The organism is Bradyrhizobium sp. USDA 327 (genome assembly GCF_041262065.1).
Taxonomy (GTDB): Bacteria; Pseudomonadota; Alphaproteobacteria; order Rhizobiales; family Xanthobacteraceae; genus Bradyrhizobium; species Bradyrhizobium liaoningense.
Map to the genome: position 1 here is coordinate 3159486 of NZ_JBGCCW010000001.1, position 23505 is coordinate 3182990.

The 23505-nt window shown below is 61.2% G+C and carries 21 protein-coding genes and 1 tRNA gene; 10 read left to right on the forward strand and 12 right to left on the reverse strand.

The features are described from left to right. Window positions 1-28 precede the first annotated feature (28 nt). Window positions 29-5233 carry an alpha-2-macroglobulin gene (locus ABIA42_RS14425; protein ID WP_370112841.1) on the reverse strand — a complete coding sequence of 1735 codons (5205 nt, stop codon included), beginning with the start codon at window positions 5231-5233 and terminating at the stop codon, window positions 29-31. Window positions 5234-5637: 404 nt separating this feature from the next. Here ABIA42_RS14425 and ABIA42_RS14430 point away from each other — a divergent pair. The 3 genes from ABIA42_RS14430 (at window position 5638) to ABIA42_RS14440 (ending at window position 7416) form a co-directional block, all read left to right on the forward strand. After that, window positions 5638-5714: transfer RNA gene (locus tag ABIA42_RS14430), tRNA-Arg, on the forward strand. Window positions 5715-5948: 234 nt separating this feature from the next. Beyond that, entirely contained in the window at window positions 5949-6095 is a 147-nt protein-coding gene (locus ABIA42_RS14435; RefSeq protein WP_370112839.1) for a hypothetical protein, read from the forward strand. 736 nt (window positions 6096-6831) lie between these two features. Next, window positions 6832-7416 carry an RNA ligase family protein gene (locus ABIA42_RS14440; protein ID WP_081492567.1) on the forward strand — a complete coding sequence of 195 codons (585 nt, stop codon included), beginning with the start codon at window positions 6832-6834 and terminating at the stop codon, window positions 7414-7416. A 98-nt stretch (window positions 7417-7514) separates the two neighbouring features. Here ABIA42_RS14440 and ABIA42_RS14445 read toward each other — a convergent pair whose 3' ends face one another. Then, complete coding sequence (locus ABIA42_RS14445) at window positions 7515-8330, reverse strand: hypothetical protein (protein WP_370157141.1); 816 nt, start codon at window positions 8328-8330, stop codon at window positions 7515-7517. Further along, on the reverse strand, window positions 8330-8923 hold the full coding sequence (locus ABIA42_RS14450; protein ID WP_157461162.1) for a hypothetical protein: 594 nt from the start codon (window positions 8921-8923) through the stop codon (window positions 8330-8332). The genes ABIA42_RS14445 and ABIA42_RS14450 overlap by 1 nt, the downstream gene beginning before the upstream one ends. 548 nt (window positions 8924-9471) lie before the next feature. On the opposite strand from ABIA42_RS14450, the gene ABIA42_RS14455 reads away from it, so the two are divergent. The 5 genes from ABIA42_RS14455 to ABIA42_RS14475 all read left to right on the forward strand — a co-directional run bounded on the left by ABIA42_RS14455 (window position 9472) and on the right by ABIA42_RS14475 (window position 13237). Further along, on the forward strand, window positions 9472-10212 hold the full coding sequence (locus tag ABIA42_RS14455; RefSeq protein ID WP_347369238.1) for a HipA family kinase: 741 nt from the start codon (window positions 9472-9474) through the stop codon (window positions 10210-10212). After that, on the forward strand, window positions 10196-11005 hold the full coding sequence (locus ABIA42_RS14460; protein WP_081492566.1) for a DUF3037 domain-containing protein: 810 nt from the start codon (window positions 10196-10198) through the stop codon (window positions 11003-11005). The genes ABIA42_RS14455 and ABIA42_RS14460 overlap by 17 nt, the downstream gene beginning before the upstream one ends. A 519-nt stretch (window positions 11006-11524) precedes the next feature. Then, the gene (locus tag ABIA42_RS14465; RefSeq protein WP_035715040.1) at window positions 11525-11806 is read left to right on the forward strand and encodes a hypothetical protein; all 282 of its coding nucleotides are present in this window, start codon (window positions 11525-11527) and stop codon (window positions 11804-11806) included. 451 nt (window positions 11807-12257) lie between these two features. Next, on the forward strand, window positions 12258-12950 hold the full coding sequence (locus ABIA42_RS14470; protein WP_035715036.1) for a hypothetical protein: 693 nt from the start codon (window positions 12258-12260) through the stop codon (window positions 12948-12950). Between the two features lie 14 nt (window positions 12951-12964). Further along, window positions 12965-13237, forward strand: coding sequence for a hypothetical protein (locus tag ABIA42_RS14475; RefSeq protein ID WP_157461156.1), 273 nt, complete (start codon window positions 12965-12967; stop codon window positions 13235-13237). 253 nt (window positions 13238-13490) lie between these two features. Here ABIA42_RS14475 and ABIA42_RS14480 read toward each other — a convergent pair. Further along, window positions 13491-14626 (reverse strand): IS3-like element ISBj3 family transposase gene (locus ABIA42_RS14480; protein WP_085973330.1). Its coding sequence is split into 2 segments (ribosomal slippage): window positions 13491-14368 and window positions 14368-14626, totalling 1137 coding nucleotides; the frame shifts between segments, so codons are not numbered across the junction. 149 nt (window positions 14627-14775) lie between these two features. Beyond that, window positions 14776-15905 (reverse strand): IS3-like element ISRj2 family transposase gene (locus ABIA42_RS14485; RefSeq protein ID WP_109866565.1). Its coding sequence is split into 2 segments (ribosomal slippage): window positions 14776-15653 and window positions 15653-15905, totalling 1131 coding nucleotides; the frame shifts between segments, so codons are not numbered across the junction. A 158-nt stretch (window positions 15906-16063) separates the two neighbouring features. Here ABIA42_RS14485 and ABIA42_RS14490 point away from each other — a divergent pair. Further along, window positions 16064-16300: a hypothetical protein gene (locus ABIA42_RS14490; protein ID WP_370123467.1), complete on the forward strand. Its 237-nt coding sequence runs from the start codon at window positions 16064-16066 to the stop codon at window positions 16298-16300. Here ABIA42_RS14490 and ABIA42_RS14495 read toward each other — a convergent pair. Beyond that, the gene (locus tag ABIA42_RS14495; RefSeq protein WP_035715055.1) at window positions 16248-16460 is read right to left on the reverse strand and encodes a hypothetical protein; all 213 of its coding nucleotides are present in this window, start codon (window positions 16458-16460) and stop codon (window positions 16248-16250) included. The two genes, ABIA42_RS14490 and ABIA42_RS14495, sit on opposite strands and share 53 nt — an antisense overlap. Before the next feature lie 771 nt (window positions 16461-17231). Continuing rightward, a complete protein-coding gene (locus tag ABIA42_RS14500) occupies window positions 17232-18443 on the reverse strand; it encodes a calcium-binding protein (protein WP_370112833.1) in 1212 nt (403 codons plus the stop codon). Between the two features lie 154 nt (window positions 18444-18597). Between ABIA42_RS14500 and ABIA42_RS14505 the strand changes: the two genes are divergently transcribed. Next, complete coding sequence (locus ABIA42_RS14505) at window positions 18598-18768, forward strand: hypothetical protein (RefSeq protein WP_157461155.1); 171 nt, start codon at window positions 18598-18600, stop codon at window positions 18766-18768. 240 nt (window positions 18769-19008) lie between these two features. On the opposite strand, the gene ABIA42_RS14510 is transcribed toward ABIA42_RS14505, so the two are convergent. From ABIA42_RS14510 to ABIA42_RS14530, 5 genes are all read right to left on the reverse strand, one after another. Beyond that, window positions 19009-19179, reverse strand: a complete 171-nt coding sequence (locus ABIA42_RS14510) for a hypothetical protein (RefSeq protein ID WP_370112831.1) — start codon at window positions 19177-19179, stop codon at window positions 19009-19011. Window positions 19180-19483: 304 nt separating this feature from the next. Continuing rightward, window positions 19484-19699: a hypothetical protein gene (locus ABIA42_RS14515; RefSeq protein WP_370112829.1), complete on the reverse strand. Its 216-nt coding sequence runs from the start codon at window positions 19697-19699 to the stop codon at window positions 19484-19486. Between the two features lie 328 nt (window positions 19700-20027). Next, window positions 20028-20912 carry a hypothetical protein gene (locus ABIA42_RS14520; RefSeq protein ID WP_035715026.1) on the reverse strand — a complete coding sequence of 295 codons (885 nt, stop codon included), beginning with the start codon at window positions 20910-20912 and terminating at the stop codon, window positions 20028-20030. A 176-nt stretch (window positions 20913-21088) separates the two neighbouring features. Continuing rightward, window positions 21089-21721, reverse strand: a complete 633-nt coding sequence (locus tag ABIA42_RS14525; protein ID WP_035715023.1) for a hypothetical protein — start codon at window positions 21719-21721, stop codon at window positions 21089-21091. 80 nt (window positions 21722-21801) lie between these two features. Next, window positions 21802-23505, reverse strand: coding sequence for a cadherin repeat domain-containing protein (locus ABIA42_RS14530; RefSeq protein ID WP_370112826.1), 1704 nt, complete (start codon window positions 23503-23505; stop codon window positions 21802-21804).

A 23505-nucleotide genomic window follows, 5' to 3' on the forward strand; every position in this document is an offset into this window, starting at 1 on the left:
AATCCCGCTTACGTTCGAACCCACCATCTCACTTCGCCGCCCGCACCTCGACCGTACCCGTGCCGGTGCGCCCATAGCGCGAGGGATTGTACATGTCCTCGACATAGGCCTGCGGCAGCACATATTTGCCGGGCGACACCGCGCGTACGACATAGGCGACGGTGAACACCGATTTGGAATCCGAGGCCCGGTCGACCGCCGCGGTGAAGCGGTCGTCGCGGAACTCGGTATCCTCGGGCTCCTCGCCGTCCTCGATCCAGTCCAGCGTACCGCTGTCGCCGGAGGACACCAGCTTGGGATTGTCGATCTCCAGGCCCGCCGGCAGATAATCCGACACCATGATGTGGCCGTACTCAGGCTTGGCCTCGGTGATCTTCAGCACCACCGCAAAGCGCTGGTTCTGCTTGACCTTGCTGATATCGGCGGGCTTGCCGTCGAGCGTGTAATAGCTGCGCTCGATCTTGAAGCCGTTGGATGCGGCCGGCTCCGGCGTCACCGGCGAGCCCGACACCGAGACCACCGCCTGCACAGGCGCATCGCCGGTGTTGGTGATCTTCAGCGGCTTGCCGCTCAGCGTGTCCGCCTTGTAGCTGCGGTAGAGCGCGGTCTTGACCGGTTGGCCGTCCACTTCCATGGAGAGGTTCTCCTTGGCCAATGCACGCGCCGCCAGCACCAGCCACGCATTCTCCTGAGTAGAGGTGTAGGGCGTCAGTCCGCGCGCGGACTCGACCCGCGACACGGCCTGCGTCAACGTCGCCTTCGGCGCGTTGCCTTCACTGGCGAGCGAGACAAGCGCTGCGGCATCGCGGAGCTGCGAACCGTAGTCGGTGCGGCCAAACTCCAGCACCGGCTTGGGCGCGAGGCTGTCGAGCGCGGCACCATATACCCGCTCGGCGCGGTTGCGGTCGCCGACCAGCGCCAGCGCTGCCGCAAGCTGCGACTTCGCAATCGGCGTCGCGAGGTTGTTCAGCTTGGTGTCGGCGAGATAGCGGAGATCACCGATCGGCGCCGCGCCATTGCGTGCGAGCACGTAGAGGCCATAGGCGAGATCGCGGCCGCCGTCCTTCTCGGGCTCATTGGCATTGACCACGGAGTTGCGGATGCGATCGAGCGCGTTCTTGAACAGCACGTCCGGCACCATAAAGCCCTTTTCGCGGGCGCGGGTGAGGAAGTCCGTCACGTAAGCATCGAGCCAGGCATCGTCGCCGCCCGCCGACCACAGGCCGAACGAGCCGTTCGAGCCCTGGCGGGCCAGCAGCCGCTCGATCGCGTCGCGGATGCGCTGGTCGACCTCGGTGTCCATCGCGAGATGGGCGCCGGCAGCGAGATCGTTGACATAGAGCAGCGGCATGGCCCGGCTCGTGATCTGCTCCGAGCAGCCATAGGGATAGCGATCCAGCGCCTTGAGGATCGTCGCCGCATCGAGCGCGGTGGACAGGCTGGCCGAGACCGAGACGCTGCCGGTGCCGGGCACGAGATCGGAGAACATGTCCGAGGTCAGCGTCAGGCTCTCGCCTTTCGCCAGGGTGCGGATCGAACGCCGCGCCAGCACCTGCGTCGCCGCCTTGACGTCGAAGGCATAGTGGCGTGCCAGCGCGAGGCCGTTCGGGCCCCTGATGTCGACGTCGAGCGTCGCCTGCCCCGCCGCAGTCGCGTCGAGCGCGAGCGAGAACGCATTGCGCTGCTTGGCGGCGAGCTTCACGGTGGTCGCGGGATTGCCGGTCATCTTCACCGGGCCGCCCGTCTTCACGTTGATGACGTAGTCGCCAGCCTGGCCCTCGACATTGTCGATCTCGAGATTGACCGTGCCGTGGTCGCCGTTGAGCAGGAAGCGCGGCAGGGTCGTGGTCAGCACCACGGGATCGCGGATCACGACGTCGGTGTTGGCGCGGCCGAGCTTCGTGGCGGTCCACGCCACCGCCATCACGCGCGCGGTGCCGGCGAACTCCGGAATGTCGAAGCTCACTTCGGCCGTGCCGTCAGCGGCGACCGTGACGATGCCGGAATACAGGGCCAGCGGCTTTTGCGTGGGCGGTGAGCCCTGGAGCTCACCAGCGCCGGCGTCGCCGCCGGACTTGATCTGGCCGCGCGTCCCCGACATGCCGTCGATGAGTTGCCCGTAGAGATCGCGGATTTCCGCGCTCAGGCGGCGCTGGCCGAGGTAGTAATCGTCCGGCGCCGGCGGCTTGTAATTGGTGAGGTTGAGGATGCCGACATCGACCGCGGCGATGACGACCTTGGCGTCCTCGCCCGGATTGAGCCCATCGAGCTTGACCGGGATCTTCAGCGTGGAATTCGGCCGGATCAGTGAAGGCGGCGTCAGCTTCACCTGCAGCGTCCGGGCCTGCTTGTCGATGCCGAACCATTTCAGCCCGATTGCGCGGCCCGGCATGCGCTGGGCCGCCGCATCGAGTGGACGGCGCAGCGTCGCCACGACGTAGGCGCCGGTGCCCCAGTCCTTGCCGATCGGGAGCTTCACCTGCGCGGTGCCTTCCTTGACGTCGATGGTCTGGGTCGTCAGCAGGCGGTCGCCGAGGACGTTGACCGTCAGCTTGCCGGCGCTACGGACGTTGACCGACACCGTCATGGTGTCGCCGGAGGCGTATTGCGGCTTGTCGATCGAGGTCTCCAACAGGTCCGGCGTGTCGGCGCTGCCGTCGGAGTACCAGCCGACGTCGAACTGTACCGAGGTCACCGGGCCGTCGGCATCGTTGGATTTGACGTCGAGCCTGTAACGACCGGGCTGGGGGCTGAGCGAGATGCGCGATGGCTTGTCGGCAGCAATCGTAACGTCACCGTCGGCCACGCGCGAGGTCGACTTGACCGGCTCGTACTCCCAATAATTGTTCTGGCGGTACCACTGGTAGCGCGACTCCATCTTCAGGAGCTCATAGCGCAGACCATCACGCGGCAGCGTCTTGCCCTCGGGCGAGACGAACACGATTTCGAACTCGGCCTTGTCGCCCTCAGCGACGTTCTTGTCGCCGAACAGGGGCTTGATGCCGATTTGCGCCGCGGCGGGCGCGACCGGCAGCACGATCTTGCGCTCGACGGCGCGGCCGCCGGTCTCGACCATGCGGACGAAGATCTGTGCCTCCTGCGGCCGGGTCGAGGCCGGCTGCTTGTCCAGCGTGACCGGGAACGTCGCAACGCCATTGGCGTCCGCCTCGGGTAGGTTCTCGAGCGGCGTGCGCTCGTTCGAGGTGGTCTCCTCGTCGTCGACGCCGAACTGATAGCCGGCAAAGCCCGGGCGTTCGCTCGCGGGCGCCACCAGCATGTCGCCTTCGAGCTGGAGGCCGGAAGCCGGCGCGCCATAAAGGAAATGGCCGTCCGCCTTCAGCTCCACCGGAGCATTAGCTTTGATCAGCTTGTCCTTGGCAGACAAATCGAATTCGATCCGGTCGGGGACGTAATCCTCGACCATGAAGGTGGTCTCGCCGACGGACGATCCCTTCGGATCGGTGAAGGCGCGCACCCGCCACGTTCCGGTGGGGACGGCCGAGTTGAGGGGCACGGCCAGCGTGCGGCCGCCGGCGCCCTGGTCGGCCAGTACGGCGCGGCGGAATTCGACGCCGTCGGGACGCTCGATCACCAGCGTCATCGGCCCGCCGGTGACGGCATTGCCCTGGCCGTCACGCAACAGCGCGGTCAGATAGACGGTCTCGCTGGAGCGGTAGACGCCGCGCTCGGCATAAACGAACGCGTCGGCGCCGGCCGGCACCGCACGCCCCGAAACGCCACGGTCGGACAGATCAAAGGCGGAGGACCTGAGGCTGAGGAAGGCATAGTCGGCCTTCTCGCCGGTGACGGTGAGCATCGCCGGCGACAGCCCGCCCTCACCGCGCGCGAGCCCTGCTTCGAATAGCACGTGGCCGCTGTCGTCGGTCTTGCGGGTGGCCAAAATCTCGTTGTTGCGGGCAACCAGCCGCACCTCGGCCTTGCCGACCGGATCGGTCGAGGCCAGCGAGTTGACGAAGACATGGATGCCGTCATTGCCGGAATAAGCGGAGACGCCGAGGTCGGAGACGATGAACCATTGCGTCGCGAGCTGGTACTCGTCGTCCGAGCCCGGGCCCTTGGCCGCGGCGGTCATCACGTAGACGCCGGGCTGGAGCTCGCCGAGCGCCTGGTCCACCGGGAATGCGGTGGTGACGTCCTGGTTCAGCGTCATCGCGGTCGCGAGCTCGCCGGACCAGACCTTGACGCCGCGCTGGTCACCGAGATCGGAGAGCTGGTATGTCGAGAGCGTCCTCTGGAAGTCGCTGTCGACTACCGTGTTGATCAGATTGCGGTCGCCGATCCGGAAGACGTTGATGTTGACTGCGGGCGTGTTGACGCTGACCACGGGAATGCCGCGCTGGCCGGTCCGCGGCAGCACATAGGCGCGGCTGGTGAAGCGCACGAAGGGCTTGCGGTCGCGGACATAGACGTTGAACTCGGCCGATTTCGGCAGGCCCTCCTTCACGGTGGACGGCAGGCCGGCGCGCAGATTGATGTTGTAGCGCTCGCCGTGCTTCAGCCCATCGACGCAGAGCTGCTTGCCTTCAGCCGACAGCGCCGGCTTGTCCTGCCCCGCCAGCGCCAGGAACGGCGCGAAGTCGGTCCGCTTGGCAAGCTCTTCCGAGAACTGGAAGCAGGCGCGCGGGCTCGCCGAATCCGAGTCCACGGTGTAGTCGAGCAGCCGGAAGCCGTGCTCATCGCGCATCTTCTCATACTGGCCGCGAACGTCGGCGACCTCACGCATGTCGAGCGACAGCCTCAACGCATCCAGCGCCGGCCGCCACAGTTTTCGTTCGGCCAGCGACTTGCCGAGCACGGCGAGCGCGTCGGCCTCCTCGCCCGGGGTTCCGGCGCGCTGATAGGCGATATAGGCGGCGGTCGAGGCGCGCTCGAGCAGGAAGGTCTGCTCGCTCGAGCTCTTCGGCGAGATCTGGAAAATGACCTTGGCAAGCCGCAGCCAGTTGCCGGCATCGTCCGGAGCGGTGGCCGCGATCTGGCCGAGCACCGAGAGGCCGGTGCGGACATCATTGCGCCGGAACGCGGCGTCGGCATCCGTGCGCAGCGTCGCGCTGGACTTGGCGACCGGCCCCGCCTCGCTCTTGATCTGGGCCTCCAGCTTGATGGCGGAATCGGCGAGATCGTCGCGTTTGAACGCCTTGTCGGCGGCCTGCGCAGCCGAAAGGCCGAGCGCCAGCGCGGCGCAGATTGTGACGGCGCGAACAAGACCGATCATGGATGGACTCCCGGAAATCGCGGACGAACGCCGCTTGTCGCAAGAAATGCGCGGAAAGGTGACAGCCTCAAGGCGATGGAACCAACGGTGCAAATCGTCACAATCGCCATGACAAGGCAAGCCCAGAGGAGACCGATCAAGATACCGCCGCGCACGCCGTCCTGATGGCGCAGCAATACCGGACCAGTCGACCGGCGGCCGCGTCCCGGAAGCTCCTCAGCGGTCCCGGCGATGTAATCCATCGTCCAGTCCGCTGCCGCTCAGCCCGGCACCCTGACACGCCACCGTTCCACTTTGTCGCCGCATTGAGGAAAACGGTTCGGTTCAGGCTTGGCGAAACACCAGATTTTTCATATTGGCATGTTAGATGAACTGCCAGCCGCCTAGACCGGCCGGCTCAAAACGGTCCCGTAGCTCAACTGGATAGAGTAGCGGATTTCTACTCCGCGGGTTGCAGGTTCGAGTCCTGCCGGGATCGCCAGTGTTTTCAAAACGTTGCGCGTTCTGTTCTTTCGCTTTCCGTGTCTCGTCTCGTTAAGACGAAAACCCTTTAGTTTGAGCCTTTCCTGTCTAGTCCCGCTTAGTCGATGATACACGGATCGTACACGGCGCTTCGTGCTTTGTTCTCGACTATTGGCTGCGCAAGTCCGCTTGACGTTCCACGAGCGCGCCTCCAGCATAGCAACCTAGAGCGGCGTAATCTTGTGAGCCTCAAATGGTCTGGGTCATAATCGCCTGCACCGTGCTGATCATCGTTTGCCTTGGCGGCGGTATGCGCCTCGCCAAGATCCTGGTCGGGACGGTAGCGACCATCTACCTGCTTTTCGTCTTCGGTGCGGCGAATGCCGGCGCGGGTGGGTGACGCACGCGATCAGCGTTGCCGTACTGAGGGTCACCACGACAAGGGCTTGTTCACTGTGGGCCTTGAGTTCTTCGTCATCCATTGTGCCCAACGCCAGTACCGACCTCTGGTTTCGGTCTGAGCCTAACGTTTTACCACGGGGTTCCAGCTGCGTTATTTTGTGAAGTAGACGCTCGTAACCGCTACGGCGATCAGCAATGCGCCACCAAACACAGCAATGGCAAAACAAACGCGTGCAGGGATCGAATATGTATCAAAATAGGGTTCTCTGATCATGCTGCGGGCTCCCCCTGTGTTGGAGTGCAACCGGCAGTCCTGATAAGTGGAGCCAGTGAGATTCCCTTTATGGGACGGCGTCCAGTGGCGCCGACGTGCGGCCCGACTTCGATCGCGGAAATCCGCGGCTTGCAATCACGGGCAGCCGAGAGCGGTAGCCACCGCCTAAGAGCAATAATCAAGGCAACTGCCGAATCGGGTGACCTTCTTCTGGGTGCTCCGTTTATGGATACACGCAGAGAAGAACAAAGCCGGATTGGTTATAATTCCTGGGCCGGAGAACGCCCGCTGACATGCAGCTTACCGAAGGACGGCCTCAGCTGGGCGGCTGAGACCGTTGGAGGCTGCTCCGGCTTCAGGGGGCTTTTGGGGACGCCGGAGCAGAAAGCCAATTCGTCAATTTGCCACTTGTTCCTGACTCGTAAAGCCAGCGAAAAGTCCTATCTTTTGGACCATGCGTATGGCGTACGAGCTTTGCCTGGCTACCGCCGGCAAGCAGGTGCCGAACGGGCCCGACTGGATCCATGAAGTAAAGCACGACGGCTACCGAATGCTGGTCATCCGGGAGAACGAGCGCGTGCGTCTCCTCTCGCGCAACGGCACCGATTGGACCAAGCGCTACCCATGGATAGCCGAGGCGGCGCTGAAGAACGGACAGAAGCGCTTTGTGATCGATGGCGAGGCTGTGATCCTCGGGGTGGACGGCATTAGCGACTTCAACGCGCTGCATAGCCGGCGATACGATCACGAAGTGCAGCTTTACGCCTTCGATATTCTCGCGACGGGCGGCGATGATCTCCGTTCCCTACCCCTTCATATGCGGAAGGCGAGCCTTGAGCAGCTATTGGCTCACCGCCCCGACGGGATCAGCGTGGCGCCGTTCGAACGCGGCGAGATCGGGCCCGACCTATTTCAAGCGGCCTGCCGGATGGGGCTTGAGGGGCTCGTTTCCAAGCACCGCGATCGGCCGTACCGCGGAGGGCGCCAGAAGCATTGGATCAAGATAAAGAACCGGAGGCATCCCGCGATGGAGCGCGAGCTATAGCGCGAACCTGTTTACTGGCTTCGTCCCTGTTGTCCGCGGATGTGGTGCCTGGCGACGCAGACCAGGTCTTATAAGAGCGCGGGATGGAAGCCGCCTCCCTAGCGCGGTACTCTGTCTCTCGTCGCCTTTAGGTCAGACTTCACCTCTGGGACTATCCCTCGATCGGCTGGCTCCCGACTTGGCGGCCTCTCATTGAGATCGCGAGCCCACGGTGCCCCGGACGGGCTCGCTGAAGATGACTGGTGACTTGCGCATGCGGAGATCAGAAGACCGAGGACGGTCAGCGAGCCTGCTGCCCATGTCATCGCCTGGATGCGCATTTCGGTCCAACTGATTGCCTTGAGAATGGATCCCGAATTATCGCAGCCTTTGGTGCCTACCTGCGTCGTCGGCGCCCATGAAAAAAGCCCGGCGCTAGGCCGGGCCTTGTCATGGGATAGGGGGATGCGGATCAGTCCCGCCCCGCGGTGTGCTCCAGCCTGTCGATGCGTTCGAGCATGTCGTGTAGACAGAAGGCCAGCGCCTCGGATGCCTCTGCGTGGGATTGGTGAGAACTTCTCGTCCATTCCTTCCAGCACTCGAATGCCGAGAATGGCCATGTGCCGAAGTTCGTATAGAACATCCGCGTTCGGTTGCCGGGTCTGGTTCTTGTTGATGCCCCCCTCGTGGATGTCCGCCTCGTCGACCGTCCGCGCGTCCGGCCCCGCCTTGGCGGCTCTCAGTTTCTCGATCCGGTCCAAGACGTCGTGAACGCTGAACAACAGTATCGACGTCTCCTGCTCTGGCAGACGGTAGCAGCCGGAATCGTCTTCACAGAGCTGGAGATTCTGCGCTGCTCGGATCGCGACTTGTCCCATCACCTGAATGTCGGCGAGGCTTCGGTCGATCTCCTCAAGATGCTGATGTTTATCCATCAGACCCTCCCCTCCTGCCAGAGTTGCGGCAGCACCTCCGAGAGGTACTCCAGCAAGTCGCTGTTCCAGTATTCCGGCCAGCTGTAATGGTCCGCTTCGTGCGCGATGGCGTGCCCGAGGAGGGCCAACAAGCCCTCTCTTGTGGTGGGGACGACTTCCAGGAGTGCGTATGCTGCGTCGAACTCCGCATCGCTGGTTAGGTCAACCTTTCGTTCCGCCTCGATCCAGCGAGGGTCATCCGTCGCGACGATGGTCTCTCCCCAGGCGCAGATGGAGGAGCGACGCTTTTCCTGTGGAAGCAAGGTTTCAAGTTCGCAGTAACGGGCGAGCCATGTCGATGTCATGGCGCGGGCGGCCTTGTGGGCCTCGATTGCGGCAAACATCGGATCTGTTGCCAGATCGGCGCCCTTGGCCGATCCGGACAGCGGAAGTGCCGCACCAAGCGCGACGCCCCCAGCGGTGACAGCCGCGGCTTGGGCAAGGAATCGGCGTCGAGAGGAGGTCTCGACGTGATCAACGGTTGTCGTCCCGGCGACATTGTTTGAGGACGAGTTTAGGGGTGGCGTGCTACGCACGCGGTCAGCTTCGGTCATGGGGTAACTGCCTCTCTTGATCGGGGTTAGAGCCGAGGCGGAAGCTGCAACTTCCCCTCGGCTTGCTTTTAGGTTATACAAAAATATGGCGAAGTCAAATAGGGTTATACCTAAAAAGCGGCGCGGGCGTCCGGCAACGGGCAAAGACCCCATCACGGCATTGAGGCTGCCTCCGAAACTCACCAAAGAAATCGAAGCGTGGGCATCGCAGCAGGACGACGAGCCCAACCGCTCCGAAGCCATCCGCCGGCTGGTGGAACTGGGGCTCAGGGTGAAGCGCCCATGAGATGCTTTGGGCTGACGCCCACCAATTGAGGAAGAGGCCGCCCGGCGCCCCTGGCGGCTTCAACTTCCGGCTCAAGGATCGCCTGCGGCCCGCGACCCCTTCCGTTTGAGTTCCGATCATATCCCCTCCGCTCAGTGCAGAATCGAGTCGCTGCAGGTCAAAGGACCCAAACGCGACAATCCACCGCTTGTTGTCCACTCGCCCTTGCGCTCGCCTTGCGGTTGCGGAATCGTGTCTAGCTGAGGACTCGGGGGCTTGAGGGGTGTTGGTTCCTCCACGAATTAGGTGGTGCGACCCGGATGGGTTAGGAACTGCAGATGCAAGCGGCATCTGCCGGTGCGACGACGGTTGCGATTACGTGGTCAAGGACGGCAGCTCGAGCGCATTTACGCCTCATGACGAATGGTTTTGCACCCGCTTAGCTGAGCTTGTCGGAATTCCATCTCCACCCTGCACCGCGGTCGAGCGCCCGGATGGCACCTTGGTCTTTGGCTCTCGGTGGGAGGGTGGCGTGGCGACCGAACCCTGGTGGGACATGGTGCGACGCGGCGCGATCGCTCTGAGCGACATTTCTGCGGCGTTGTCCCGGATCTACGCTTTCGACCACTTCATCCATAATGAAGATCGTCACTTGAACAATTTCCTGTTCCGGCAGCAGCGCCGTGGCTGGGCAGTCCTCGCATTTGACTATTCCCGAGCATGGCTGTTTAACGGCATGCCCCTACCAAGCTTGCCGTTCGCGCCTGAGAAGAAGACGATCTTGGCTCGCCGCGTCCTTTGCCATCTTTTTGGTGAGTACATCGATCAAGCAGAAGCAGACCAGACACTGCAGCGACTTAACGAAGTTAAGGAATCGCACATCGTGCAGGCGATAAATGCTCATCCGAGAAGCTGGCTTTCAGCCGAACAAAAGAGCAAAATTGTAGATTGGTGGAACTCTAGCCAACGAACCGACAGAATCGACCAAATCCGCCAAGGCATCCGCAATGGATCATATCTATAAGTACTCGGTTCTAACTGCCACCCCAGATCGCCGGCGCGGCGAACGCGTGAACGTGGGGATCGTTGTCTTCCGGGAGGGCAAGGCGGACGTGCGTCTTGCCCAGGCGGCGTTCAAGCTCAAGGCGCTCACTCGCGAAAACTGGGAAGCTCGCATCGAAGGTGTGCGAGAGCGAATCGCTGCGCTTTGCTCTTCAGGTGAACCGGCTGAGGTCTTGCTGGAGCGACTGGCGCTTGTTGAACCGATGATCTCTCCAAGCGGAGTGGGGACTCTAGCTGCTCATGGCGGATCCGACTATGAACGAACCCTTGAAGAGATCATGGACACATTGGTCCTTCTTCCGAAACCGAAGCCGACCGATGCGGTCTCGCGCATCAATACGGAGATCGCCACAACGTTCCGGAAAGCGAAGGCGCTAGCAAAGCCTGAGCAGGGACTGAAAGACGGAAAGATTGTTCGCTCCCTGCCTGTGGCACCGAATGAGGGGCTCTTGGCCGACTTCGCCCTGCGCAACGGCAAAATGCATATCGCCAGCACGCTCGACTTGCGAAAGCAGTCGGTCCGGCTAGATGAGGCCGCACTGAAATCAATCGTCCTCGACAAGTCGCGCGATGTCTTTGGCAAATCGGTGCGCCGGATCGGGGTATATGCGGTTGAGCCTGATCTTAAGAAGCACTTCAGCCACCATATTCAGCTACTATCCGACTACGCTGACGAAACTTATAATTGGCTCGATCAATCAAAGCGAACCCGCTTCCTTAGAACGATGTACGATGCAATGCACGCACACGGCTGACGTCATGCTCTAATCGGCACCACGTTGCCGCCCTGATCCACCGGTGCGCACGCACAGAACGCCGCGCCCTCATCACCCCCCTTCAGGCGGGCTCCCGCCACCCAAGTGGCCCCCCCCAGCCTTTGTTCGGACGGCACCGACAGCGTCGTTCGTTGGCGTGGGCGTTCGGTCCGCCTAGTTCACCAGACCGCAAGGACCCGGAACCGGCAACTCCGTGGCCGGCGCCCTATGGGGCGATCTCCGCACCCTCAAGGGCAAATTCATGCTGCGGGCTACCACCCTAGCCCAAGCGTCGGCAGGGCGCACGCAGACCCTATGAAAATAGGCATTTCAGGGGCGCCTCGTCGGCGACCGAGGAAGGCGGCCCCCTTGATGCCCTGCACGCTCGAAAATCCCCGGGTAGCGGACCGGGGATTTCAGTCTGTCCACACCTACTAGCGGCCGTAGCTCGCGCGAGTCCCGCCAGCCACCAGGAATCGATAATTTGCGAGCTGCTTACGATGCCGCTTTGATGGCGGCATGTCTCGTTCTCCTCGACGCCACACGCCCACGCACGTTGACGGCCGTCCCATGAAGATCACCTTTGGCGAGATGCGCGAGATGGGGCTGCGCGGCGTCCTGGTCTATTGCCACTGCGGCCATAACCTTGCTGTCAGCGCCGATCGCTGGCCTGACGACATTCGCCTGTCTGATGTCGAGCCGCGCTTCGTGTGCGGCGGATGCGGCAACCGTGGAGCCGATGTCAGGCCGAACTTCGCGAGCGGCAGTCCACCCCAATTTGCGTCTCAGAAGCGCCTCTGAGCATCCCCGCCCTGCCGTGACCCTTCGGGACAAAAGGGGCGGCCTCAGCTGGGCGGCAGCTGAGGCCGTTGGGGTCTGCTCCGGCTTCAGGGGGGCTCTTGGGGTACACCGGAGCAAAGAAGGAATGCGCCAGATTGCCACTTGTTCCCGACTGATAGAAGGATCGTAGATCATAGCTCAGAGCCATGCTGCTCGATTCGCACGCGCGCTAACCCCACGCGTGCAAGGCGGCTGTGTCCTGGGCCCTGCATAACGTGCCTCAAGGTGGAAGGGTTAGCTCTCGCCGACCAGCACCCTGGACGGGCCTTGACCTTCAACAGCGATCGATTTCGAAACTGGTGCCGCCCCTTGATCTCGCGCGACAGTTGCGTTTTGATGCGCGCGTCGGGTCGGGGGATCCTCTATGCGTAGTTTGGGTGTTTTAGCGCTTTGCACCCTCTTGGGCGGCTGTATGTCGACCGGCGAGACGGTTTCTTTCCGAGCGTCAAATCCGCAGCAGCAGGCCCTCATGCGAGACGGGCAGCCCGCCCTCGTCTCCAGACAAAAGAGCTCGCTCGTCCTGGTGCGACCAGCGTCGCGTCAAATGCAAGCGAACGGACGGCCGGTGTTTGTCGTCGGCATCAACAATCTAAGCAAGCAGCCGGTCGACTTCCGCGTCGGGCAAGTCGAGGCTGTCCAGCACGCCGCAGGCTCTGATTTCGAGATGAAGGTCGTGACCTACGAGATGCTGGTCCAAGAGGAGCGAAACCGGCAGGTTGCCGCCGCCCTCCTCACTGGCTTGGCCGCGGGTGCCAACGCTTACAGCGCCGCGAACGCTGGTCATGGCAGCTACACCACCCCCAGCGGACGCACCGGAACGTTCTACAGCCCCACTGCGGCTGTGATCGCGCAGAACAATGCGGCCGTTCAAAACGAAGCGATGATCGCCGCCACAGTCGAGACGGGGCAGCGCAACATGGCGGCATTGGAGCAAGCAGTCATTAAGGACAACACCTTGATGCCGGGTGAATGGTACGGCGGGCAATTGCATCTGGCGCCACCAGTTGCAAGTGAGAGCGGAGGACCGAAGACGTACACTATCGTCATTACGGTTGGCACTGATCGGCACGTGATCGACATCGCGCAAGGACCGGCGGGAGCTTGAGGGAGAAACTCCGAATGAAGATCAGGCTGGTGCCGCTCTGCGCCGTAGCAGTCATAGGCGCTATCGCGACCACGCCTGCATGCGCCTGCGATGACGGACATTGGATACAAGAAGTCCTAGCTGATGGGCAGATTTTGAAGCTAGAGGACGGCAGTATGTGGAAGGTAGACCCGACAGATACGCCCACGTCGTCGCTTTGGTTGGCTGTATCTGATGTAATTGTTTGCGACGATGAAATCGTCAACGTGGATGATGGCGAAAAGGTTCAGGTTACAAGAATAAGATAATCTGCTTGGCGATGGTTCAGGCCTACAATTTAGTTCGTTCCAAATCCGGAACGCGGAAAGCAAAAGCCGCAGGCGTTGCAGATTTACAACCCTCACAGCCATTCGAGACACTAAGCTAGTCGAATGAAATGATGGAAGCGTATTTCATTCTTAGTTCAATATGATCAGCGGGGCGAAAGATGTTCGATGTCTAGAGCTGGCCCCGGTTATCTGAACAGCAATTCCGCGTCGATAAGTGGAGTTTCTGCCAGAGTTAGGCTGCCGCGCGGAACGGCAGCGGGCTGAAGTAAGCTTGATCGGGGGTGCCGCCGTCAAGGCTCGAGTGGGGACGCCGGCCATTGTAAAAGGCGAGGTATCGGCCGATCGAGGCGCGGGCGTCGGACACGGTGTCGTAGGCGCGCAGATAGACCTCTTCGTATTTGATGCTGCGCCACAGACGCTCGACGAACACGTTGTCGCGCCAGGCGCCCCGACCGTCCATGCTGATGGCGATGCCATGACTGGCGAGCATGCCGGTGAACGCGGCGCCCGTGAACTGCGAGCCTTGGTCGGTATTGAAGATGTCCGGCTTGCCATGGCGAGCGAGAGCGTCCTCCAGCGTCTCGACGCAGAATGCGGCTTCCATAGTGATCGAGACGCGCCACGACAGCACCCGGCGGCTGAACCAGTCCAGCACCACCGCGAGATAGACGAAGCCGCGCGCCATCGGGATGTAGGTGATGTCCATCGCCCAGACCTGGTTCGGGCCTGTGATCTCCATCCCGCGCAGCAGATACGGATAGATCTTGTGCCCGGGTTCGGGCTTGGTGGTACGCGGCCGGCGATAGAGCGCCTCTATCCCCATCCGCCGCATCAGCGTTTTGACATGCCGGCGGCCGATCTTGCACCCCTCGGCAGCCAGCAGGTCTCGCAACATTCGCGAACCGGCGAAAGGAAACTCCAGGTGCAGCCGGTCAAGCCGCTGCATGATCGCGAGGTCGGCGGGCGACACCGGACGTGGTAGATAATAGATACTGCCACGGCTGATCTTCAAAACTTCCGCCTGTTTGGTGATCGGCAGGTCGTGCTCACGGTCGATCATCGCTTTGCGCTCAGCAGGCCGGCTTTGCTGAGCGCGCCTTCTAAAAAATCGTTCTCAAGCGTCAGCTCCCCGATCTTGGCGTGCAGCGTTTTCACGTCTACCGCGGACTCGCTCGCTCTGTTGCCACCGCCAGGACCAAACACCTCGGCCGCCGCCTCCTGAAGCTGGGACTTCCACTGCGTGATCTGGTTCGGGTGCACGTCGAAATGCTCAGCCAGCTGGGCCAGCGTCATCTCGCCCTTGATCGCCGCTAACGCCACCTTGGCCTTGAATGCCGGTGCGTGTTGCCGGCGGGCTCGTCTGCTCATCGTAGAGCTGGCCCCGGTTGTTTGGACAGCGCCCCGCTGGATTTAAGTGGATTCCTGCCGGGTTATGCTGAACGCGGGGCTTTACGATTTTGTCGTTGCGTCGGGAGGGCGTAGCCCGACCAGAGCGACGACAAAATCGTCGGCGACGGTCATGCGGCCATCACCATAGCTTGCGTGCCGAAGTAAGCCTCGTCGGGCGTGCGCCCGTCAAGGCTCGAGTGAGGGCGTCCCTGATTGTAGAAGGCCAGATACTTGGCAATTGACGCTCGCGCCTCGGACACGCTGTCGTAGGCGCGGAGATAAACTTCTTCGTATTTGACCGTGCGCCAGAGCCGCTCGACAAACACGTTGTCGCGCCAGGCGCCCTTGCCATCCATGCTGATGGCGATCTTCGCGTCCAGCAGCACATCGGTGAACTCGAGGCTGGTGAACTGGCTGCCCTGGTCCGTGTTGAAAATCGCGGGCCTGCCGTGCTTCGCCAACGCCTCCTGGACCGCTTCGACGCAGAAGGCCGCCTCCATTGTGATCGAGACGCGATGGGCCAGGACCCGTCGGCTGAACACATCGACGACCGCCGCGAGATAGACGAAGCCACGCCGCATCGGAATGTAGGTGATGTCCATTGCCCACGCATGGTCGGGCCGCTCGATCTTCAATCCGCGCAACAGGTACGGGTAGATCTTGTGACCCGGAGCCGGCTTGCTCGTGTTCGGGCGACGATAGACCGCCTCGATCCCCATGCGCTTCATCAGCGTCGCGATGTGGCGGCGACCGGCGTATACCCCCTCCCGCCGCAGCAACGATCGCAGCATACGCGCTCCCGCGAAGGGATAATCGAGATGCAGCTCATCGAGCCGACGCATCAAGGCAAGGTCCTCGGCCGAAACTGGCCGAGGTTCATAGTAGACCGTGCTGCGAGCCAGCTTCAGGACCTTCGCCTGGCGCACGATAGAAAGATCATGACCGCGGTCGATCATCGCTTTGCGCTCAGCAGGCCCGCCTTGGTGAGCGCGCCGGACAAAAAATCGTTTTCCAACGCCAGCTCGCCGATCTTGGCATGCAACGCCTTCAAATCGACCGGCGTCTCGGCCGATGTCTTGTCATGCCCAAACACGCCGGCGGCGCCTTCCAGGAGCTGGTTTTTCCAGATCGTGATCTGGTTCGGATGAACATCAAACAGTTGCGCCAGCTCCGCCAGTGTCTTGTCTCCTTTGACCGCAGCCAAAGCAACCTTCGCCTTGAATGCCGGAGAATGCGTCCGGCGGCTCTTCTTCGTCATCTTCGCTCCTGATTCGCAGCAAGAATCCTCGCCGCTGTCAGGCAGAAAATCCACTCAAGCTACTGTCCGAATTTGCGGGGCCAGCTCTTCGTCTCTCCTGATTCGCGGGACAATCTTGCCCGCCGTCAGGCAGAAACTCCACTTACCGCCCTGTCCAGATTTCCGGAGCCAGCTCTGTCTATCGCAATCACAAGCGCGACTTGCTCGTTCTAAGTTCAGGCTCGCCCGTACCAGTGCTTTACTCTGTACATAAGTGGCGCAGGAGCAGGAAACGAGTTCTCAAGGTCAGCGACGAAATCAGGTCAGCCGTTCATGGACAGGGCTATTACGTTCGCAGCTTGGTTAGGTCTTCGCCGCACCATCCAGGTGCGCCAGCCCAGCCTCGATCACGATGATATCTTTCTCGATCTGTTGGATCGTACTTGTGCAGTCGATCCCGGTACAAGCATTGAGATCTGCGATAAGTTTGCGGCGCTGCGTCCGAAGCTCATCAAGCGCGGCTTGGTCCCTTAGGGAAACGTAACCCTCCACGATCAGCTCAATTGCACTCGCCACCTTCACTCCCCGCCTTATTCAACACTACTACCAAGCTGATTTTGAAGCGCGCCGATATTGATTACACGATTCAATCCCGCGCTCTGAGTTCGTCTAAAACAACGCGCCTCCGAAACTCGTGCGCAGTGGCCGTCAAATGGGACCCAACGATCAGCCCTAGCCACTTCAATTTCAGGAGAGCAACGGGATCACACAGCTCGATAGACAGTCCGGCTCCCAGTATCGCAATGGCTCGTTGCTCCTCGGCGTCGAGATCAGTCCAGGAGATGCCCTCCGTCACCGGCCTCAAATTGTCCATGGGCGCCTCAAAATCCAAACGCGAACCTGATTTGCCGCAGCACATCTGTGGCCGCGTCGGTGTACCCGCCCGTTGGTTAGGTATCGATCCAGTTGCGCTGTACTAATCAGCGCCACAACTGCCGCCGTTAAGCCCTTAAACATTGGGCCTCTCCTGAAAGAGACCGCCAACCGGGCGTGTCGAAGTATTAAGCCGTTCTCAGAATGCTCGCCGCAAATGGCGGCGTAATACACAATGATAACATTGACTTGTAACCAGTTCCTTAATGGACGAACTGGGCGCCGTGGGAATGAGATAAAGCTCTGCACCTGCAAGGATCGGGACCGACTGCTGGGGGATCGATCCGGGGCGCTGAAACACGTTGCTGTCTCAGAAAAACGCGTTAAATCAGGAACAGCGGGATGCTTACGCCTGGGCCTTCGCGAGGCCCCGGCGCGCCATCGATCTTGAATCAAGGCGAGCCTGTTTCCCCTTCAGATCAAGAGGTCATGCGGCGCGAAAATGAAATCCTGCGGCCTGAGCGCCTCCTCGCTGTGCACTACGACATCGTTGCCTGCACTGAATGTGATTGTGCTCTCTTGCGTCGTCGGATCGAATGCTGAGATGGTCAGACCGCTGAAGTTCACGATGCCTAGAGCCGAAACATCGATGTGGTCGGTTCCCAAGTTTGAGAGGCCCTGACCAAAATCCTCGATCTTGTCGTGACCGCTGTTGAAATTGAAGGCGAAGTAGTCGTTTCCTCCTTTCGCGAGGCCGAGCATTGCCTGAGCGTCGCCCCACATGTCGTCTTTTCCGGTGCCGCTGATCAGCCTGTCATTGCCGCCGTGGGCTCTGTCGGTCATAGTCTGCGCATCGCCAACTAAGGTGCTGTAACCACCACTGCCCGCTATAAGCGTATCGTTGCCACCAGACGCATCGCCGGACATTGTCAGTGCATCACCGTAAGCCGCGCATAAAAACGCGCTCGGGCCACCTACGAATTTGTCATCGCCGCCGACTGAATGATCCCGCATATTTCCGCCGGCGTCACCAAAGAAGGTCGCCTTACCGATATCGTTTGCAGCGCTGTCCATCGTGTCGTTGCCGCCATGCGCAAATTCCAGCATGTCGCCCCCGGCGTCGCCGTAGAAATAGCTGAAGTCGTTCATCGCGCCGCCAGGGTGGGGAAGAAAACTCAAGATATCGTCACCACCCGAAGCATGACCAGACAAATTGCCGCCGGCGTCGCCATAAAAGAAGTAGTTGTCTTGAATGCCGCGCGTTGTAAACGCGTCGTTGCCGCCCTGGGCCCGGTCGGACATGTTTCCGCCCGCGTCGCCGTAATAATGGATGGTGTTGCTATGGCCATTCGTTGTTAGCGTGTCGTCGCCCCCTTTTGCGTGCCCAGACATGTTTCCGCCCGCGTCACCGATCAACGTGTTGATCGAGTCCGCCCCACCGCTGAATGTGTCGGCACCACCTCTCGCGTGATCGGACATGTCTCGACGCGCATCGCCAACGAAAAAGTTCGTCGAGTTCGTGCCGCCGGTAAAAGTGTCATTTCCTCCAATAGCGTGATCGAGCAGGCTTCCACCGGCATCGCCATATAGCAAGTTGATCACGTCCGCAGCGCCGACCAAAACGTCGTTTGTTCCGATGTCGTGATCTGTCAGATCACCTGCGGTAATCCGAACTCGCTTGACCATATCTCGCCTCCCCTTGCTGCATCCCCACGTAAGAAACGAATCACCAAGCCACGCTACGGCTCAAAAGGTCAGTGTTGTTGCTGCCGCTTGATCACTAGTTCAAGCGCAAGAGCCCTCAATTGCGAGTTTTTCTGCCAAGCGAAGGCAGCCTGCCTTGGTCAGCTCAAGAGGCGATCTTCTGCTCAGCCTCAAGAACGCGTTCGCGAAGCGCTCCCAACTCGGCAATCTGAGCAGCGAGCACTTCGAAGCGGTGCCGAAGAACAGCGGTCGCGGCATCCGCTCGACCGCCGAGATTGCCCGCCTCGGGCGGGTTGGCCCATTCTAAGGGAGCGGCCGATCGCATTGACGCTGGGGCTGGGGCTGGGGCTGGGGAATTCTGGAAATGATGGAGACCAGTCATGGCCGGACCTTCCGAGCGGGCGCAGGGGAAATAGAGTAGAAAGGCCGCGCCGCGCTTCTGTATAATGAGGCAACAATTAAATCACGTAGCGACCCAAAAAGCATAAATTAAGTTAATTACAATTAATCACTATTTATAACACTCGTGCCGGGGCTCTGTCGTTCCTCAGTGCTTTTTCCCGGGTTCCTTCCAGTCTGCTCTCCGGCCGAGCTGATCAAGCCGCTCCTCAAGGTCGCGCTTTGCTGCGATCAGCTTGACGGCTAGGACCTGACCCACGTCGGTGTGCAGCGCCCACAACTCATCAATGGACATCGCGTCAAGGTGATCTCGATCCATGCCACTTGGGTCTCCCTGTGCCGCTTGAGGGAAATGCCCGGCGTTTCAGGTCCAATCTCAGGCGCAGGCACTTTATAATTTAGGTTATTGCAACATTAAATAATATTAACTTGAGATATATAGTCAATATAAATCGCAATAAAAAAGGGGCCGCAGAGTAAACGCCGCTCCCGTAGCGCCCAGAGAAGCGCCGCTCGCAGGAGGCGACCGGAATCGCGGCATGCACGGCGAAGCCGCGGCCCAGGACGGCACCGACCCTGTCCCGGCGCTAAACCATATGCCGAGCCTCACTGCAGAACGTCCCTTAGCGTTGCAGCAACGATAGAAGGCGCTGTCGGTCCTGCTGACGCTGCCGCTGGTTCGCGCGCATGACTTCCAGTTCGGCCTGCGCGCTGCTGACATCCTGGTGTTGTCGTTTCAGGTGGACGATCATCGCCTCCTGCTCGGCCAGCCGCCGCTCAGCGTCGACGACATTGCGCTCCAGCTGCCTCAACTCATCGAAGAGTGCATCGTTAAACATGGACCACCGCACCAAGGGCAAAAAGGAAAACGGCCCCGGCACAACCCTAAATGCCGGAGCCGTTGGAGGTTGCCTGGCTTGGGACCAAGCACAGCCAGCCTAGCCCCGCCCGGAAATTTATTATGTTCACTTTTGCACAGGGCCGGTTGGTAAGGCCTGCGCGGTGTGCCTCCTGCGCCGGCAGCGAGTAGACGATAATGCGATAGGACGGCCCCGGCCCGGATAGAGAGGAATGTCATGGGGCCGGGGCCGCTGGAGGTTGCCTGACGCCCTTGCCGGTCCTGACGATCTCGGCGCCGGCTTGTGCTGCTCGGCCTGAAGGCGAAAGCTAGGTAGCTGCGGCCCTCCGCGCCGCGGCGATTTCGTTCGCCTTCACGGCCTCGCCAGATTGAATGCGGCGCTCGAATGCCAGCCGGCACGAGTCAGGAATGGCGCCGGATAGCTCCACGAGAACCGGCCAAGTTGTGATGCGATAGAACTCGGGCCGCTCGCCGTACATTCGCGCCACCCTGAGCATTTCCGCGGATTCCCGTTGCGGGAAGTCGAATTGCTGCGCGCGCAACCGGCCAAACTTTTTGTTGCATGGGGTCAAGTCACGAAGCGCGGCCATCCGCCGGCCAAGATCAATGTTGCGCTCGACGGTCGCGAGCCTTGCCGCGGCAGCACGCGCCTTGGCCGCGGCAAGGCGCTCTTGCTTGGTTGGAGGCGGCGCGGGCTCTGGCGCTGTTGGATCAAGGGCACGGCGCAGCTTGTGCCGCAAGATCCGCTCCAGCGCGTCCGTGGCCTCCTTCTCGTAGAAGTATTCCAGCGCGCGCATCTGCTCAAAGATGCCGACCAATGAGATTTGGTCAAATGCCTCGATAAGGGCGAGGCCGCGATCGGCATATGGCCCGATCGCGCCAGAGACGGCCCTGATATACCGCTCCGTGAGAGCGCCATCATTGCCCTCGGATTCGGTGATGCACCGTAGCGTCATAACGAGATGCCCCGTGCGATCTTGGTCAAACAAACTGCCTATATGGAGCTGTCTTTGAAGGTACAGCCGAGAGCCATCGTCGAGCGCGTCAATCTCCAGCGCGTCGAGTATGGCTTGCAGCTTCCCAGGCCACGGCTCGCGTCCCCATGCGTGAGCTGATGCCGGAACGTCCCCAGCTTCGCAGCCGCTATTATCGTCGTCCTCGTCGTCCTCTAATCGGCTGCGACGCTTTGCCATAACGATACCCTCCCTTGGGGGCCGTTTGATGCGGGGCTACCCACCTAGCCCGAATGTCGATCGGGCCTTCGCAGACACTACAAAACAAGAGGTCTGGAGCGGCCCCAGGGCGCGGTTACATCCGCCGTCGCCCATGGGGAATGGCGGAGGCGAAAGACCGGCCCCGCCAAAATGCTTCACATCCAGATTTGCGGCATCAGGTTGTCGACGAGCGCGCCGGCTTGCTGGACCGCATCGGCAATCGAGCCGTTGTTCGTTTCGCCGCCTGTGTCGACACTGAGTGCGCTCTGGGTCGCGCTCACGATCTTGTACTGGACCAGGAAATAGTCCGTGTTGTCCTGGATCTCGGTCCAGCCGGTGGCCGGCGTGCCGTTCTGATTGTTCAGCCGGGCGCAGTGGATCAGGAAATCGTTGGCATCTGACGTGGTGATGGATCGCGCGCCGGTGTTTCCGGTGTCGGGCAGCGCCGCGTTGGCATCGAACGGAGTCGTCGCGTCAGCTCCGCTGATGCCCCATGCGGTAGCTGTGAGGAAACTGCTATCGCCCGCGCCGAGACTTACCGTGATGGCGTTGTTGAACGCGGCAAGAGAGGTGGTCCACCACAATTCGACGGTAAACGGCGCGTCACCGGCCGAGGCACGGTGTTGCCAAGTGTGCGAGCCGGTGTCGGTCACGCTCGCGACGGAGTCGCCATTGACCTGAATCGCGATCATCACGACAACGTTTGCGTTCGATGTCGTGAGCGTGCCGACCGCGAGCGATGCGCCCGAACCGACCGCGTGGACCGAGCCGTCCAGCGCTAGTGCCATTCCAAAAGCCTCCTGATCTTAACCGGGGGTGAGTTGCCCCCGGTTTGGTGGGGTGGTGGGATTGAGATTTCCTGTCAGGGTCACGGCGGCGTGCCGCCGGCACTCCACGAGCCAAAGGTTGAGCCGGTCGACATGTTGACGTTGTCGTGGAAGTTGCCGTCGGCTTCCGAGCCGGGATAGTTGAACACGACACCCGTTCCTCCAAAGCCGCCGGCTTTTAGGCGAGCGTAGTTGTTGGACACATCGATCAGTTGGCTGCCGGGCGTGTAGGGCGAAACGTAGAAATTAATGTGCGTCGTGTCCGAAACATAGAACGTGTTGTGATGGATCGATCCCCCATACCAAGGCCCCCCGGGATCGCCGCAGACGCCCTGCACCGCGCCGCCGCCGGAGATCTCAGCGAAGGTGTTATAGGCAAAATCAATCTCGGTGATCGCCCCCCCGTATGTTTGCGTCCAATCCGGATGCCATCCGAGAGCCGAGTTGTAGCCCGTGTCGTTCACGACGTTAAAGCGACAGGTCCACTTCGAAAGTTGGCCATCGTCGTAATAGCCGGCGATGCTGAAGACGTCGCACGCGATGTTGTGCAGCCAGTTGTATTCGAAGATGTGGTCCCCGTTCGCTCGATAGTCGATCAGGAATTCCGGTGCGCTCGGGTCCGCACTCGTGAAGCCGCCATCGAATTCGCAATATCGGATCGTCGAGCCGGGATTGCCGGCACCTGGCTGGTTGCGAATCCAGAGAGTATTCCGCTGGAATCGGCAGTTCGTAATTATCGCGTTGTTTCCGCCGATCTGACTGACGCTGCCGATGTTCAAGTACCAGCCGCCGCCCATCGAAAAGTCGTAGGCATCTATGACCACGTTGTCTCCGAGGATGGTGACGATGCGGTTTCCGGTGTCGACGTCGACACCGCTGATGGAAATGGTCGCCGGGTCCTTTAGCGTGACGCCGGTGTTGATCCCGGTGCGGTAGTCGACGCCGGCAACGCTCCATGGAGGACGCGCGGCCATTGCGTTAAGCAGGCTCGGGAATTGGGCTGCTCCGGTGGGAGCGTTCGCAGATCCATCTCCAGGGCTCGCGACAGCCGATGCGACAATGCTAACGCTGCCGGTGTTGCTTCCGAGCGCATTGCTCGCTTGCACCGTCAGGCCATAGGTCTGAGCGGTCAGGCCCGAGGCTCCCGTCGACGTGACGGTGATCAGGCCGGAATTGTCGATGGCAAAGTATCCCGCAGAGTTGCCCGCGGTGATGGACCATGCGGTGGGCGTGCCGCCGGTTGCCGTCACCGTGCCGACGTGCGCCCCAGCCGTGGCCGGGAGAGACAGGTTGAACGTCGTTCCAACAACGACCGGCGCCGTTCCGACCGACACGCCAATGGACTTGGCCGGACTCGTGCCGTAGCTGTTCGATGCGGTGACTGTGAGGTTGTAGACGCCATCCGGTGGCGATGCCGAGAGGCCGGTGCGCAAATTGCCGGTGTTGTACAATGCGAAATAGCCCGAGGGATTCCCCGCCGTGATCGCATACGCCGTCGGGCTGTTGGTGGCGTCGACATGCGCAATGAATGCATCGAAACCAAGATTGGAGCCGATCGTGAATGAGGTCGACGTGATGACGGGGACGCTTCCGAGCGCAGAGCGGAATGCGAGGCGAGAAGATGCCTTGCCGGCCAGCGGCGTTTTGCCGATCGAGGCGGCCGTCATGCGGCTCCGCGCAAACGCTTTGCCGACCAGGGCGATGGCATTGGGGATTGGAAATTTGACGCCTACGCCGAAACGCAT

Excerpts from the sequence above, each read along its gene's own strand:
- ABIA42_RS14425 (WP_370112841.1), bottom strand. The coding sequence starts at position 5,233 with ATGATCGGTCTTGTTCGCGCCGTCACAATCTGCGCCGCGCTGGCGCTC.
- ABIA42_RS14435 (WP_370112839.1), top strand. The coding sequence starts at position 5,949 with ATGGTCTGGGTCATAATCGCCTGCACCGTGCTGATCATCGTTTGCCTT.
- ABIA42_RS14440 (WP_081492567.1), top strand. The coding sequence starts at position 6,832 with ATGGCGTACGAGCTTTGCCTGGCTACCGCCGGCAAGCAGGTGCCGAAC.
- ABIA42_RS14445 (WP_370157141.1), bottom strand. The coding sequence starts at position 8,330 with ATGGATAAACATCAGCATCTTGAGGAGATCGACCGAAGCCTCGCCGAC.
- ABIA42_RS14450 (WP_157461162.1), bottom strand. The coding sequence starts at position 8,923 with ATGACCGAAGCTGACCGCGTGCGTAGCACGCCACCCCTAAACTCGTCC.
- ABIA42_RS14460 (WP_081492566.1), top strand. The coding sequence starts at position 10,196 with ATGGATCATATCTATAAGTACTCGGTTCTAACTGCCACCCCAGATCGC.
- ABIA42_RS14465 (WP_035715040.1), top strand. The coding sequence starts at position 11,525 with ATGTCTCGTTCTCCTCGACGCCACACGCCCACGCACGTTGACGGCCGT.
- ABIA42_RS14470 (WP_035715036.1), top strand. The coding sequence starts at position 12,258 with ATGTCGACCGGCGAGACGGTTTCTTTCCGAGCGTCAAATCCGCAGCAG.
- ABIA42_RS14475 (WP_157461156.1), top strand. The coding sequence starts at position 12,965 with ATGAAGATCAGGCTGGTGCCGCTCTGCGCCGTAGCAGTCATAGGCGCT.
- ABIA42_RS14500 (WP_370112833.1), bottom strand. The coding sequence starts at position 18,443 with ATGGTCAAGCGAGTTCGGATTACCGCAGGTGATCTGACAGATCACGAC.
- ABIA42_RS14510 (WP_370112831.1), bottom strand. The coding sequence starts at position 19,179 with ATGGATCGAGATCACCTTGACGCGATGTCCATTGATGAGTTGTGGGCG.
- ABIA42_RS14515 (WP_370112829.1), bottom strand. The coding sequence starts at position 19,699 with ATGTTTAACGATGCACTCTTCGATGAGTTGAGGCAGCTGGAGCGCAAT.
- ABIA42_RS14520 (WP_035715026.1), bottom strand. The coding sequence starts at position 20,912 with ATGGCAAAGCGTCGCAGCCGATTAGAGGACGACGAGGACGACGATAAT.
- ABIA42_RS14525 (WP_035715023.1), bottom strand. The coding sequence starts at position 21,721 with ATGGCACTAGCGCTGGACGGCTCGGTCCACGCGGTCGGTTCGGGCGCA.
- ABIA42_RS14530 (WP_370112826.1), bottom strand. The coding sequence starts at position 23,505 with ATGCGTTTCGGCGTAGGCGTCAAATTTCCAATCCCCAATGCCATCGCC.